The organism is Pseudomonas sp. Sample_21 (genome assembly GCF_004307525.1).
Classification (GTDB): domain Bacteria; phylum Pseudomonadota; class Gammaproteobacteria; order Pseudomonadales; family Pseudomonadaceae; genus Aquipseudomonas; species Aquipseudomonas atacamensis.
In genome coordinates this window covers 1-13,125 of the sequence record NZ_RCNZ01000104.1, presented here as the reverse complement: position 1 = coordinate 13,125, position 13,125 = coordinate 1, and the positions used below count along the sequence as shown (strand labels likewise).

Below are 13,125 nucleotides of genomic sequence, written 5' to 3'. Positions count from 1 at the left end.
TCGCGAGCAGGCTCGCTCCCACAAGGGATACAACACGGCTCAGGGCCGAGGAAATACCAGAGATTCAGGCACATCGATATCCCACAACACCCCCGGATCATCCACCGCCACTTCCACCACCCTGCCCTGCGCAAACAACGGCCTTGCGCCACGATCGCCGGTCAGCGCCTGCAACTGCGCGCCAAACGAACGACCAAACCCCACCGGATGGCCAAACTCGCCACTCACCACCGGCACGCTCACCGCGTCATCAGCCATCGCCGCGAGCACTCGCTCGATACTCGAAGATAGGATAAACGGCATATCGCCGAGCACAATCAACCAGCCATCAGCGCCCGGGCAAGCGGCAACACCTGCGGCAATGCTGTCGCCCATGCCGGTCGATTCGATCGACACCACGTCGCAGCCATAAGCCTGGGCCATGCGCATCGCCTGCGGTCGCGCTTCGGTGGTGACCAGTACACGCTTGTCGAGACTGGCTGGCAGATTCATCAGCACCTGCTCGATGACCGAGCGCACCGCGCCGTCACGCCCGGTGCAGTCAGCGAGCAATTTGTCTTTGTCGGGGCCGGCGATCTGGCGAAAGCGTTTGCCCTCGCCCGCCGCCAGCACAATCACTGCGATGGATTGGCTCATGCACCCTCCAGCGGTTTTTTCTGTTTCAGCTCCACACCGTTCTTGATCGCGACAATTTCCGCCAGCAACGACAAGGCGATCTCTGCCGGCGAATGACTGCCGATGTGCAGGCCGATCGGCCCGTGCAAGCGATCAATCGATGCTTGCGACAAGCCTAGCTGAGCCAGATTTTCCCGGCGCTTCTGGCTGTTGACCCGCGAACCGAGCGCGCCGACGTAGAACGCCGGCGAGTCGAGCGCGGTGAGCAAAGCCATATCGTCCAGGCGTGGATCGTGAGTCAAGGCGACAATCGCCGTGCGCTCGTCGGTCTGGATGTTCAGCACAGCCTCATCCGGCATGCCGGCGACGAAACGGCCATGCTGCTCTTCCCAGCCGTAAACGAACTCGCTGCGCGGATCGCAGATCAGCACTTCGAAATCCAGCAGCCGCGCCATGTCGGCGACGTAGCGCGACAACTGCCCGGCACCGATCAGCAACAAGCGCCAGCGCGGGCCGTAAATCGCCCGCAGAATCTTGCCGTCGAACACCAGCGAATCGGACTTGCTCGCCGGAACCAGCAGCACCTCGCCGGTTTCGATGTTCAGTTCCCGAGCAACGATTTCGTGGTTTTCGCACCGCTGCAGCAGCTCGGCCACCCACGCGGGGTCACCGACGCGCTCTTCGGTCAGGCGCAGGGTGCCACCGCAAGGCAGACCGAAACGCGCGGCCTCCTCGCGGGTCACGCCATAAGTGATCATCTGCACCGGCGGGCCGTCGGTGGCGATGCGGCCGTCGTGCAGCCGCGCGATCAAGTCATCCTCGACACAGCCGCCCGACACCGAGCCGATCACCACGCCGTCCTCGCGCAAGGCGAGCATGGCACCGGGCGAGCGCGGCGCGGTGCCCCACGTCTGCACCACGCTGAACAGCACCACCCGCTGTCCGGCGCGGCGCCACTCGAGGACGCTGCGCAGGACGTTGAGATCGACGCTGTCCATTACGCTTGCGCCTTCTGCCAGCCCTGCAACTGATACCGCACCGGCAGATTGCGGATGCGCTTGCCGGTGGCGGCGAAGATCGCATTGCACAGCGCCGGGGCAATCGGCGGCACACCCGGCTCACCAACGCCACCCAACGGCACGTCACCCGGCGGCGTCACCAGATGCACCGCGACTTCCTTGGGCGCCAGCGACATGCGCGCGACCTCGTACATATGGAAGTTGTCCTGCTGGACCTTACCGTCCTTGAAGCTGATCTCACCGAGCACGGCGTTGCCCAGGCCCATGACGCACGCACCTTCGAACTGCGAACGGATGCGCTCAGGGTTGATCTGCGGCCCGCAGTCCACGGCGATGTCGGCCTTGTGCACGATCAGCGAACCATCGTCCTTGACCTCGACTTCGATCACCGCCGCGACATAGGTGACGAAGCTGTAATGCACTGCCAGACCGAGGCCACGGCCCTTGGGCAGTTTGCGTCCCCATCCGGCTGCCTTGGCGGCGGTTTCCAGCACGGTGCGCATGCGCCCGGTGTCGATCGGATAACGCTCGGGCGATTCGCCGTAGTTCCACTCTTCGCTCAAGGTGCGAGGATCAATCTGCCGGTCCGGGCCGAGCAATTTGATCTGGTACTTGAGCGGATCTTCCCCGGCCTTGTGCGCCAGTTCGTCGACGAAACTCTGAATCGCGAAGCCGTGGGGAATGTTCGACACCGAGCGGTACCAGCCGACGCGGGTGTGTACCTTGGCTTCGGGGTTTTCCAGGCGGACGTTGGGAATCGCATAGGCCATGTTGGTAAAGCCCATGCCCAGCTCGAACGCCGCTTCGTGGTTCATGTCCGGCGCAAACAAGGCGGTGATGCTCGGCGCTACGGTGCGATGCAGCCACCCGGACGGCATGCCGTTCTTGTCGATGCCGGCCTTGAGATATTCCGCCGACACGGTGTGGAAATACGAATTGTGGATGTCGTCTTCGCGGGTCCACTGCACCCGTACAGCCTTGCCCGGAAACTCCTTGGCGAGGATCGCGGCTTCAACGACGAAGTCCGGTTTCGACTTGCGCCCGAAACCACCGCCCAGCAATGTCACATTGAAGGTGACCTTTTCGAACGGCACGCCCAGGCGTTCGGCGATGCGCTCACGGGTGACCTGCGGTGCCTGACTCGGCGCCCAGGCTTCGCAGACGCCGTCCTTGTAACGGGCGATGGCAACCATCGGTTCCATCGGTGCCTGCGCCAGATGCGGCAGGTAATACGACGCTTCGAGAGTGCTGGCAGCGCCGCTCAAGGCCTTGTCGATATCACCGGTATTGCGCACCACTTTGCCGGCCTTCAGCGACGCGGCTTCGAGTTCCTTGCGATAGGCAATCGAGTCATAACTGGCATTCGGGCCGTCGTCCCACTCGATCTTCAGCGCCTCGCGACCCTTGATCGCCGCCCAGGTGTTGCTGGCCACAACCGCGACGCCGCCCAGTGGCTGGAACTCTGACGGCAATGGCCGGCCTTCGATCTGCATGACTTTTAGCACGCCGGGGACTTTCAGCGCGGCGCTGTCATCGAGGCTTTTGACCTTGCCGCCGTACACTGCCGGGCGAGCGATAGTGGCGTAGAGCATGCCGTCGAAATGCACGTCGGCGCCGTACACTGCGCGGCCATTGACGATATCGGCACCGTCGATGGCCTTGGTGCCTTCCTTACCGATGTAGCGAAACTCCGACGGCTGCTTGAGACGCAGGCTGTCACGCGCCGGTACTGCCAGCGCACTGGCGGCAGCGGCGAGTTCGCCGTAGCCCAGTTCGCGGCCGGACGGTTTGTGAATGACTTTGTGCAGCTCCGCATGGCATTCGCCAACCGGCACTTTCCACTGCGCAGCGGCCGCCTGTTCAAGCATGGTCCGCGCGGCGGCGCCGCAACGCCGCATCGGCTCGTACCAGTGACGCATACTGCGCGAACCATCGGTGTCCTGGTTGCCGAAGCGCACTTCGTCACCCGGCGCCTGCTGCACTTTGACCTGCGCCCAATCGGCCTCGAGTTCATCGGCAACCACCATGCTAAGGCTGGTGCGCACGCCCTGGCCCATTTCCGAACGGTTGCACACCACGGTGACGCTGCCATCGGCAGCAATGCTCACGTAGACCTTGGGATCGTCGATCCAGCCATTCGGCATGCCATCGGCGCCAAACTTCTTCGCAGCGTCATCGGCCAGCGCATCCTGCCAGCCCCAGCTCGCGGCGAGGACCAGCGCGCTGGTGGCGCCGACGCCTTTGAGAAAACCACGGCGGCTGAGGTTGCTCAGGGCGAAATCATTCGGGACGCGGCTCATGCCTTCACCCCCTTCAGTTGGGTGGAGGCCTGGCGGATCGCGGTTTTGATCCGGTTGTAAGTACCGCAGCGGCAGATATTGCCGACCATGGCTTCTTCGATCTGCTCGTCGCTCGGGTTGGGGTTGGTTTTCAGCAGAGCGGTGGCCGACATGATCTGCCCGCCCTGGCAATAACCGCATTGAGCCACGGCGCTGTCGAGCCAGGCTTGCTGCACGACCTGGCCTACCGGGTCGGCGTGGAGATTGTCGATGGTGGTGACGTTCTGGCCGATCACCGAGCCGATCGGCGTGATGCAACTGCGTGCCGGCAAGCCGTCGATATGGATGGTGCAGGCGCCGCACAGGCCCATGCCGCAACCGAATTTGGTGCCGTTGTAACCGGCGATGTCACGAATCGCCCACAACAGCGGCATGTCTTCGGTGACATCGAGGGAGTGGTCTTGACCGTTGAGTTTCAGGGTAATCATGGGCACGCCCGCATATTTTTTAGTGGTTATGGGGTCGAGCAATCTGCCGCCGGAAAATCAGCGGTGGGTTCGCGCAGATCGACTCAGGCTAATCAGGCTCTCTTGCGCCGACGGGAACGTCTGCACCGGGCCTTTGGGTGGAGCAAATGGTTGGTATCGTTAGCTCGCTAAGTTAACCCAGCATTAACAAAAAAGCCCTGCACTTTTTTCATCAGTGCAGGGCTTTGGATGGCGTCAGGCAAGCGTAGCCTCAATACCGGTTGGGCTCCATTTCCAGTTCGACATGAAACCGTTCGGCGATGTCTTTCTGGATACGTTGCGCCAGGTCGAGCAGTTGCAGGCCGGTGGCCGTGCCGTAGTTGACCAGCACCAGCGCCTGCAACTTGTGCACGCCGGCATCGCCGTCGCGGAAGCCTTTCCAGCCGGCGCGTTCGATCAGCCAGCCAGCGGCCAGTTTCATCTGCCCATCGGCTTGCGGGTAAGCCACCAGATCCGGGTGCTGCGCTTGGATCTGCGTGACCACAGCGGCAGGCACCAGCGGATTCTTGAAAAAGCTGCCGGCATTGCCGAGCACCGCCGGGTCCGGCAGTTTTTCACTGCGGATGCTGCAGATGGCGCGGCTGACATCGCTGGGCGTCGGCTGCTCGATGCCCTGCTCGCTCAGGCGCTGACGGACCGGGCCGTATTCCAGATGCAGGTGCGCGGCGCGATCAAGCTTGAAGCGCACCCGCAGGATCAGCCAACGTCCCGGCTGCTGCTTGAACACACTGTCGCGGTAGCCGAAATTGCACTGCTCCAGGCTGAAATCCCGCAGCTCGCCGCTCTCGCGGTCCAGCGCAGTCAGGCCGGCAAACACGTCCTTGATCTCGACACCATAGGCGCCGATGTTCTGCATCGGCGCGGCGCCGACGGTGCCGGGAATCAGGCTGAGGTTTTCCAGCCCGGTAAAACCCGCGGCCAGCGTGTGCTGCACGAACGGATGCCACGGTTCGCCCGCTTCCGCCTCGACCACCACACGACTGCCATCGTCGCTGAGCACGCGGATGCCGCGCGTAGCCATGCGCAATACCAACGCCGGAATATCCGCCGTCAGCAGCAAGTTGCTGCCGCCGCCGATCACCAGCAACGGCACGTCATGGGACGCGGCATAGGCCAGCGCTTCGCGGACATCGTCATCACTGTGGGCTTCGGCAAACAGCTGCGCGCGCACATCGACGCCAAACGTATTGAAGGCCTGCAAAGATACTTGCGGTTGCACCTGCAAACTCATAAACGGCCCTTCACTTCGATCAGCAACTGGTCGCAGGCCGCTTCGATCAGATCGAGCACCTGCTCGAAACCCTGATCACCGTCGTAATACGGATCCGGCACTTCATCGAGCAGCCCGGCATAACGACGCAAAAACAGATCCAGCTCGGCCCTGCCGGTGGACGGCTGCAAGGCCTTGAGGTTGCGCAGATTGCTGTTGTCCATGGCGAGAATCAGGTCGTAGCTGGCGAAATCGGCCCGGCTGACCTGCTGCGCGCGTTGCGTCGACAGGTCATAACCGCGCACTTTCGCCGCGGCCTGGCTGCGCTTGTCCGGCGGGTTGCCGACGTGCCAGTCACCGGTGCCCGCGGAGGCCACTTCGACCACATCGGCCAGCCCGGCTTCACGCAACTTGTGACGCAACACGCCTTCAGCGGTGGGCGAACGGCAGATGTTGCCCAGGCACACAAACAGAACGCGCATCAGGCCCCCAGCAGGCGACGAACCCGCTCAAGGTCTTCAACGGTGTCGACACCGGTCGGCGGCGCGATCAGCGCGTCGGCAACATGGATACGCACGCCGTGCCACAAGGCACGCAGTTGCTCAAGAGATTCGGTATTTTCCAGCCAGCACGGCCCCCAGCTCACGAAGTCGTGGAGGAACCCGGCGCGATAGGCATAAATACCGATGTGGCGGCGATAGGGCACGCCTTCTGGCAGCTGCTCGCGGCTCTTGGCAAATGCATCGCGTGCCCATGGCAAGGTCGCGCGGCTGAAAGTCAGCGCGAGGCCGTTGATGTCGCTGGCGACCTTGACCACGTTGGGGTTGAACAGGGTCTCCACGTCTTCGATCGGCTCAGCCAGCGTGGCCATGCGCGCTTCGGTGTGGGCAGCAAGGTTGGCGGCGACCTGGTCGATCACGCTTGGCGGAATCAGCGGCTCATCGCCCTGGACGTTGACCACGATCGCATCAGGCGCAAGACCGAGTTTCGCTGCGACCTCGGCCAGACGATCGGTGCCGGAGTTGTGATCTTCACGGGTCAGCACCACTTCGGCGCCAAAGCTTTTGCATGCCTCGACGATGCGTGCATCGTCAGTTGCAACAACGACGCGGGTCGCGCTGCTTTTGCTCGCCTGTTCCCAGACATGCTGGATCATCGGTTTGCCGGCAATATCCAGCAACGGCTTGCCCGGCAGACGGGTCGAGGCGAACCGCGACGGGATGACAACGGTGAAGGCTGTGGTCATTTATCCAGACGCTCGTCGGTGGTCAGGGTGCGCGCTTCGCTTTCCAGCATCACCGGGATGCCGTCGCGGATCGGATAGGCCAGGCCGGCGCCCTTGCTGATCAGTTCGGTCTTGTCGGCGCTGAGCTTGAGCGGGCCTTTGCACACGGGGCAAGCGAGGATGTCGAGCAGTTTGGTGTCCATGAACATTCCCAGAAATAAAAGAGTTAAGGCAGCAGACGATCCGGCAACAGGCGCATCAGCTGAGTGTCGAACCAGGCCACGAAGGCTGGCGACGGCACGGCATCGACCGCCAGATACCACCAGTCGGCAGCAGCAAAGGCACGGCACTTCACCGCGTCCTTTTCGGTCATCACCAACGGCAATGACGGGGTGAAATTCAACGCCTGCACGCTGTACTCGGCGTGGTCGGCAAATGCATGGGCGATCGGCCGCCAGTCTAGCGCTTCGAGGGTATTGAAGAAACGTTGCGGATTGCCGATCCCGGCCACCGCATGCAGCGCTTGCCCGGGCGGGAAATGCTCGAGCGACTGACGTTCGCCGCTGCGCAGATTGACCAGCGCGGTGGGTTGCAGGCGGAAGGCGAAACCATCGTCGCGATCATCAAGGGCACCGTTGAACAGCACGCCATCGACACTTTGCAGGCGCTCGACCGGCTCACGCAACGGCCCGGCCGGCAGACAGCGCTGATTGCCCAGGCCCCGTGCGGCATCGATCAGCACCAGTTCCAGATCCCGCGCCAGACGATAATGCTGCATGCCGTCGTCAGACAGAATCAGGTCCAGTGGCTCACTGGCAATCAAGACTTTGACGGCGGCGCTGCGATCGGGATCGATCATCAGCGGCACGCCGGTGCGCTGGACGATCAGCAACGGCTCGTCACCGGCAATCTCGGCGCTGTGCTCGGCCTCAACCCGCCACGGCAGTTGCGGCGGTTTGGCGCCGTAACCGCGACTGACCACGCCGACGCGCAGTCCACGGCGTCGGCAATGTTCGATCAGCCAGAGAATCATCGGCGTCTTGCCGGTGCCACCAACGGTGATATTGCCGACCACGATCAACGGAACCGGCGATTGGTAGATTTCACCTTCGCCGTCGAGAAAGCGCTGACGTTTGTTGATCACCACGCGGCGATACAGCATTTCCAGTGGCCGCAGCAGCGTCAGGGCCGGATGCCCCTGATACCACGCGGCGAGCAGGCGATCGGACAGGCTCATCAGGATTTCGGCGCCGCCTCGACCGTGGTCATGCGCAGATGGCTGAAACCGAGCTTGCCGGCCGCGTCCATGGCGGTGATCACCGATTGATGCTGGGCCTTGCCATCGGCACTGATCGACAGCGGCATGTTGGTGTCGCCGTTGGATTCTTTCTGCATGGCTTCCATCAGCGTCGCCAGATCATTCTTCGGCAGAATCTTGTTGTTCACCGAGAACACGCCTTCGGCACTGATCGCGACGTCCAGCTGTTTGACCTGCTGATCTTCGGCAGGCGAACCGCTGACCGCTTCCGGCAGATCCACGCGCAACTGGGTTTCCCGAGTGAAAGTGGTAGTGACCACGAAAAACAGCAGCAGAATGAACACCACGTCGATCAGCGACGCGAGGTTGATGTCTACGGTTTCCCGGGGCTTGCGACGGAATTTCACGCTTTGCCCTCGGCCAGATCGACATCACGGTCGCCCTGCACTACTTCCACCAGTTTGATCGCTTCCTGCTCCATACCGACCACCAGCTCGTCGATGCGGCGCTGCAAAAACCGGTGGAAGAACACCGCTGGAATCCCGACCATCAGGCCCGCTGCGGTCGTGATCAGCGCTTTGGAAATACCGCCGGCCAGTACCGAAGCATTGGTGGTCATGCCGGAGCCGGTGAAGGCACTGAAAATGTCGATCATGCCCAGCACGGTGCCGAGCAGGCCGAGCAGCGGCGCCATGGCGGCTATGGTGCCGAGTGCGTTGATGTAGCGTTCGAGTTCATGAATGACCCGCGCGGCGGCCTCTTCGATGCACTCTTTCATGATCTCGCGACCATGCTTGGAATTGGCCAGGCCTGCGGCGAGGATTTCCCCCAGCGGCGAGTTGGCGCGCAATTCCTTGAGTTTTTCCTTGTTGAGCTGCTTGTCCTTGATCCAGACCCAGACCTGACCCAGCAGATGCTCGGGGGTGACGCGACTGGCGCGCAGTGTCCACAGGCGCTCGGCGACGATCGCCATGGCCGCGATGGAACTCAGAATGATCGGCAACATCATCCAGCCGCCGGATTTGACCAATTCCCACACAGTGACAGTCCCCTCGAAAAAGTGCGCCACTTTACCATACCGATCCGCGATTAAGAGTCGCCGCCCCGACGACCGTGAGGTGGCACTCATGCTGGCACCGATCAACGGCCAGCCACCGGTGGATCGCGCCAGAAACGCCGCTGTTGACGCATCGTCCACGGCGGTTTGAAGCTGCCCAGTTGCAGATGAATGGCACCGTGCTCGGCGCTGTCGTAGATGCGCAGACCTTGCTTGCGGTATCGCTCCAGCACGGTTGGATGCGGATGACCGAAGGAGTTGCCGTGGCCACGGGAGATCAGCACCGCTTCGGGCTGCAAGGCTTTGAGCAGGGCCATCGATGATGAACTGCGGCTGCCGTGATGGGGCGATTGCAGCCACTGCGTCGGCACGGCCAGCGGGCTGTCGAGCAGAACGCGCTCGGCGCGAATGTCGATATCGCCGGTGAGCAGCAGGCGTTCACCGTTGGCCACGATCTGCAATACACAGGAGCGCTGGTTGCTGTCATCGGCCGCCGACCATTGCCAGAGCTGGAACTGCACGCCGTCCCACTGCCACCGTTCGCCACTTGCGCAGACTTCGGCGTTCAGCTCCGGCGGTAGGTTTGGCGCATCGCCGCTGACCACGCGGTGCACCTTCAATCCCTGCATTACCGCCCGGGCGCCGCCAGCGTGATCGGCGTCAGCGTGGCTGAGCAGCATCAAGTCGAGCGCTTGGACATTAAGTTTACGTAACGCTGGCAGTACCACTCGCTCGCCGAGATCGAACTCGCCGAAACGCGGGCCGGCGTCATAGAGAAGCGCGTGATGGCGGGTGCGGATGAGGATGGCCAGGCCTTGGCCGACGTCGAGTTGCCAGACATCGGCCCGCCCTTCTTCTATTCGCTCTTGAGGCGGCAATGCCAGGAGCAACATTAGCGGCCAGCCCAACGGTCGCATTGGCACGCCTAGGGGCAACAGCAATAAAATCGCGCCAAGGCTGCCCAGGATCAACGCCCAGAGTGGAATGGCGGCAGGTATCCACGCCGGCCAGTGCCAGGCAATCAGCGCCAGCCCGATAAACAGCCAGTCGATCAAACCACCGGCCAGCCACAACAGCCCTTCGCCAACATAAGGCACGGGCAGCAATAGCGTGCCGAGCAATGCCGGCGGCAGCACCACGAGGCTGACCCACGGAACGGCCAGCAGATTGGCTACCGGCCCGCTGACGCTGATCGGCAAGCTCAGCGCCAGCAACACCGGACACAAGCCGATTGCGATCAGCCACTGCGCGCGGGTCCAGGTCTGCCACCAGCGCCAGGCCCCCAGCCGCCCGCCGAAAGTGAAGATCAACACTGCCACCGCCGCGAAGGACAGCCAGAAACCTGGACGCAAACTGGCCAGCGGATCGAACAACAGCACGCCATTGAACGCCAGCAATAACGGCCACCACGCACCAAGATGGCGAAAACGCAGGCGCCACAGCAGCACCAGCGCCACCATCACGCAGGCGCGCTGCACTGGCACATCGAAACCGGCGAGCAGGCCGTAACCCAGCGCCGCCGCGAAGGCCAGGCCACACGCCCACGGCAACCATGGCCAGCGCACCGGCCAGATTCCGAAACGCGCCAGCGCGGCGACCAGCAGATACATCATTGCGGCGAGCAAGCCGATGTGCTGGCCGGAGATCACCAGCAAATGCACGGTGCCGGTGTCTTGCAGCACCTGCCAATCCTCGCGACTGAGGCCTGAACCGTCGCCAAGCACCAGCGCCGCCAGCGCGCCCTCTCGTTCTTGCGCATCGGCCGCCAGCAGGCGCTGGCGGACGCCGTCGCGCCATGCATACCGGGCCTCAGCCAGGCGCTGGCCATCCTTGATCGTGCCGGTCGCCCCGATCCGTTGCGCCAGCAGCCAGGCCTCGTAATCGAAGGCGTGCGGGTTGAGCAAGCCACCCGGGCGCTTCAATTTCACCGCCAGACGCCAACGCTCACCACTATTCACCGCCGGCCCGGCGTACCAGGCCAGGCGCAGCAGCGATGGCAGCTTTTCGTGGCGTGAACGCGCATCAGCCAGCTCGAAACGCACCACGCCATCGTTGTGTTGCGGCAAGCCGACCACCCGCCCTTCAAGCCAACGGGTCTCGCCGTCCAGGCCCGGTGGCAAGCGGTCAGTCAGCGCCCACTGCGCACTGAAACAAGCCCACGTGAAACCAAACAGCAAAAAAGCCAATGGATAGCTGCGAAACGGCAGCAGCATCAGCGCCACCACTGGCAGCACTACCAGCAAGCCGACCGGCGGCAAGGCCGGCAAAAAAACCGGGGCCAGCAGACCGACTGCCAGCGCCATCATCCCTGTGCGCATATGCCCGTCCTTGAGAGTCCCCTCCTTAGGCATAGCGGGCCTGCGGCACCACCGTCGTCAACAATTGTCACAAAGTCTGAATGGGCGGTTCGTAGAATCCAGACATACTTGCCGCCTTAACCGACCGAGAAGCCTTATGCCCCGGCGCTTATTCAAACGTTACATGCCCGACCCGACGAGCATCAGGGAACACAAATCCTTACGCTTTCTCGGCACGTTGCTGCATGACCCGAACCTCTGGCATCTCAACCGCCACTCGGTCGCCCGGGCGATGGCGGTCGGCCTGTTTGCGGCATTCCTGCCGATACCCGCGCAGATGCTGGTCGCGGCGGCATTGGCGGTGATGGTGCGCGGCAATATGCCGATCGCGGTGAGTCTGGTCTGGCTGACCAATCCGATCACCATGCCGGCGGTGTTTTTCTGCACCTACCAGGCCGGGGCGTTCCTGATGGATGTGCCGGCGCGGCATCTGCCGGACGAGCTGACCTGGGAATGGATCAGCGGTGAGCTGTCGACATTGTGGCAGCCGTTTTTATTGGGCTCGGTGGTCGTCGGTCTGGTGCTGGGCGTCCTCGCGTACTTTCTGGTGATGCTGTACTGGCGCTGGTGGGTAGCGCGGCAATGGCGGCGGCGCAAGAAAAGCCGGCAGAAATGAATGCAAAACGGCCTCCGCGATGGGAGGCCGTTTTTTGTTGTGTCTGTGCTGGCCCCTTCGCGAGCAGGCTCGCTCCCACAGAGAACATCATTCCAATGCGGGAGCGAGCCTGCTCGCGATGGAAGCGCTGCGGTCGGGATCAGGTACGCATCCCGCGCCCGCTCACCAGCAACCGCGCACAGCCGAGATACAGCACCACGGTCGCCACCAGCATGAAGGTGATGGCGATGCCGATACGGATATCCGAGACACCAAGGATGCCGTAGCGGAAGGCGTTGACCATGTGCAGCACCGGGTTGGCCAGCGACACGGTCTGCCAGAACGGTGGCAGCAAAGTGATCGAGTAGAACACGCCGCCCAGGTAAGTCAGCGGGGTCAGCACAAAGGTCGGAATGATCGATATATCATCGAAGTTGCGCGCAAACACCGCGTTGATGAAGCCCAGCAGCGAGAAGATTGTCGCGGTCAGCACTACCACCAGAATGGTCACGCCGAGGTGATGCACCTGCAAATCTGTGAAGAACAGCGACAGAATCGTCACGATCAGACCCACTGCCAGACCGCGCAATACGCCGCCAATGGTGAAGCCGATCAGGATGGTGTGCGGTGACACCGGCGAAACCATCAGCTCTTCGATCGAGCGCTGGAACTTGCTGCCGAAAAAGCTCGAGACCACGTTGCCATAGGAGTTGGTGATCGCTGACATCATGATCAGACCCGGCACGATGTACTCCATGTAGGTGAAGCCACCCATGTCGCCGATCTGCCGGCCGATCAGGTTGCCGAAAATCACGAAGTACAGAACCATGGTGATCGCCGGCGGCAGCAACGTCTGCGGCCAGATCCGCATGAAGCGTTTGACCTCGCGGTAGACGATGGTTTGCAGGGCGACGAGGTTGGGACCGAACTCGGAACTCATACCGCCACCTTCGACAGATTTTTCTCCACCAGGGACACGAACA

At 62.5% G+C, this 13,125-nt stretch carries 14 protein-coding genes; 1 reads left to right on the top strand and 13 read right to left on the bottom strand.

Features of this window, described 5'->3' with window-relative positions:
• Positions 1 to 39: 39 nt before the first annotated feature.
• From D8U71_RS19315 to D8U71_RS19260, 12 genes are all read right to left on the bottom strand, one after another.
• Positions 40 to 636 (bottom strand): nucleotidyltransferase family protein, encoded by a 597-nt coding sequence (locus tag D8U71_RS19315; protein WP_130888448.1) that lies wholly within the window; start codon positions 634 to 636, stop codon positions 40 to 42.
• Positions 633 to 1,613 carry an XdhC family protein gene (locus tag D8U71_RS19310; RefSeq protein WP_122611447.1) on the bottom strand — a complete coding sequence of 327 codons (981 nt, stop codon included), beginning with the start codon at positions 1,611 to 1,613 and terminating at the stop codon, positions 633 to 635. Before D8U71_RS19310 ends, D8U71_RS19315 begins: the two co-directional genes overlap by 4 nt.
• Positions 1,613 to 3,934 carry a xanthine dehydrogenase family protein molybdopterin-binding subunit gene (locus D8U71_RS19305; protein ID WP_130888447.1) on the bottom strand — a complete coding sequence of 774 codons (2,322 nt, stop codon included), beginning with the start codon at positions 3,932 to 3,934 and terminating at the stop codon, positions 1,613 to 1,615. Before D8U71_RS19305 ends, D8U71_RS19310 begins: the two co-directional genes overlap by 1 nt.
• On the bottom strand, positions 3,931 to 4,401 hold the full coding sequence (locus D8U71_RS19300) for a (2Fe-2S)-binding protein (protein ID WP_130888446.1): 471 nt from the start codon (positions 4,399 to 4,401) through the stop codon (positions 3,931 to 3,933). Before D8U71_RS19300 ends, D8U71_RS19305 begins: the two co-directional genes overlap by 4 nt.
• Positions 4,402 to 4,651: 250 nt before the next feature.
• A complete protein-coding gene (gene murB / locus D8U71_RS19295) occupies positions 4,652 to 5,671 on the bottom strand; it encodes a UDP-N-acetylmuramate dehydrogenase (RefSeq protein ID WP_130888445.1) in 1,020 nt (339 codons plus the stop codon).
• On the bottom strand, positions 5,668 to 6,132 hold the full coding sequence (locus D8U71_RS19290) for a low molecular weight protein-tyrosine-phosphatase (protein WP_130888444.1): 465 nt from the start codon (positions 6,130 to 6,132) through the stop codon (positions 5,668 to 5,670). The genes murB and D8U71_RS19290 overlap by 4 nt, the downstream gene beginning before the upstream one ends.
• The gene (gene kdsB / locus D8U71_RS19285) at positions 6,132 to 6,896 is read right to left on the bottom strand and encodes a 3-deoxy-manno-octulosonate cytidylyltransferase (RefSeq protein ID WP_024013932.1); all 765 of its coding nucleotides are present in this window, start codon (positions 6,894 to 6,896) and stop codon (positions 6,132 to 6,134) included. Before kdsB ends, D8U71_RS19290 begins: the two co-directional genes overlap by 1 nt.
• Entirely contained in the window at positions 6,893 to 7,078 is a 186-nt protein-coding gene (locus tag D8U71_RS19280; RefSeq protein WP_003179363.1) for a Trm112 family protein, read from the bottom strand. The genes kdsB and D8U71_RS19280 overlap by 4 nt, the downstream gene beginning before the upstream one ends.
• 23 nt (positions 7,079 to 7,101) lie before the next feature.
• Positions 7,102 to 8,112: a tetraacyldisaccharide 4'-kinase gene (gene lpxK, locus D8U71_RS19275; RefSeq protein WP_130888443.1), complete on the bottom strand. Its 1,011-nt coding sequence runs from the start codon at positions 8,110 to 8,112 to the stop codon at positions 7,102 to 7,104.
• Positions 8,112 to 8,540, bottom strand: coding sequence for a biopolymer transporter ExbD (locus tag D8U71_RS19270; protein ID WP_016771006.1), 429 nt, complete (start codon positions 8,538 to 8,540; stop codon positions 8,112 to 8,114). Before D8U71_RS19270 ends, lpxK begins: the two co-directional genes overlap by 1 nt.
• A complete protein-coding gene (locus D8U71_RS19265) occupies positions 8,537 to 9,172 on the bottom strand; it encodes a MotA/TolQ/ExbB proton channel family protein (RefSeq protein ID WP_016771007.1) in 636 nt (211 codons plus the stop codon). Before D8U71_RS19265 ends, D8U71_RS19270 begins: the two co-directional genes overlap by 4 nt.
• A 101-nt stretch (positions 9,173 to 9,273) precedes the next feature.
• Entirely contained in the window at positions 9,274 to 11,508 is a 2,235-nt protein-coding gene (locus D8U71_RS19260; protein ID WP_130888442.1) for a DNA internalization-related competence protein ComEC/Rec2, read from the bottom strand.
• Between the two features lie 136 nt (positions 11,509 to 11,644).
• On the opposite strand from D8U71_RS19260, the gene D8U71_RS19255 reads away from it, so the two are divergent.
• On the top strand, positions 11,645 to 12,163 hold the full coding sequence (locus D8U71_RS19255; protein ID WP_016770668.1) for a DUF2062 domain-containing protein: 519 nt from the start codon (positions 11,645 to 11,647) through the stop codon (positions 12,161 to 12,163).
• Positions 12,164 to 12,302: 139 nt separating this feature from the next.
• On the opposite strand, the gene D8U71_RS19250 is transcribed toward D8U71_RS19255, so the two are convergent.
• Positions 12,303 to 13,082 carry an ABC transporter permease gene (locus D8U71_RS19250; RefSeq protein ID WP_130888441.1) on the bottom strand — a complete coding sequence of 260 codons (780 nt, stop codon included), beginning with the start codon at positions 13,080 to 13,082 and terminating at the stop codon, positions 12,303 to 12,305.
• Positions 13,083 to 13,125: the final 43 nt, after the last annotated feature.

What these genes read in the sequence shown, in the direction of transcription:
- lpxK (WP_130888443.1), bottom strand. Translation starts at nt 8,112, where the DNA reads ATGAGCCTGTCCGATCGCCTGCTCGCCGCGTGGTATCAGGGGCATCCG.
- D8U71_RS19250 (WP_130888441.1), bottom strand. Translation starts at nt 13,082, where the DNA reads ATGAGTTCCGAGTTCGGTCCCAACCTCGTCGCCCTGCAAACCATCGTC.
- D8U71_RS19300 (WP_130888446.1), bottom strand. Translation starts at nt 4,401, where the DNA reads ATGATTACCCTGAAACTCAACGGTCAAGACCACTCCCTCGATGTCACC.
- murB (WP_130888445.1), bottom strand. Translation starts at nt 5,671, where the DNA reads ATGAGTTTGCAGGTGCAACCGCAAGTATCTTTGCAGGCCTTCAATACG.
- D8U71_RS19310 (WP_122611447.1), bottom strand. Translation starts at nt 1,613, where the DNA reads ATGGACAGCGTCGATCTCAACGTCCTGCGCAGCGTCCTCGAGTGGCGC.
- D8U71_RS19255 (WP_016770668.1), top strand. Translation starts at nt 11,645, where the DNA reads ATGCCCCGGCGCTTATTCAAACGTTACATGCCCGACCCGACGAGCATC.
- kdsB (WP_024013932.1), bottom strand. Translation starts at nt 6,896, where the DNA reads ATGACCACAGCCTTCACCGTTGTCATCCCGTCGCGGTTCGCCTCGACC.
- D8U71_RS19315 (WP_130888448.1), bottom strand. Translation starts at nt 636, where the DNA reads ATGAGCCAATCCATCGCAGTGATTGTGCTGGCGGCGGGCGAGGGCAAA.
- D8U71_RS19260 (WP_130888442.1), bottom strand. Translation starts at nt 11,508, where the DNA reads ATGCGCACAGGGATGATGGCGCTGGCAGTCGGTCTGCTGGCCCCGGTT.
- D8U71_RS19305 (WP_130888447.1), bottom strand. Translation starts at nt 3,934, where the DNA reads ATGAGCCGCGTCCCGAATGATTTCGCCCTGAGCAACCTCAGCCGCCGT.
- D8U71_RS19290 (WP_130888444.1), bottom strand. Translation starts at nt 6,132, where the DNA reads ATGCGCGTTCTGTTTGTGTGCCTGGGCAACATCTGCCGTTCGCCCACC.
- D8U71_RS19280 (WP_003179363.1), bottom strand. Translation starts at nt 7,078, where the DNA reads ATGGACACCAAACTGCTCGACATCCTCGCTTGCCCCGTGTGCAAAGGC.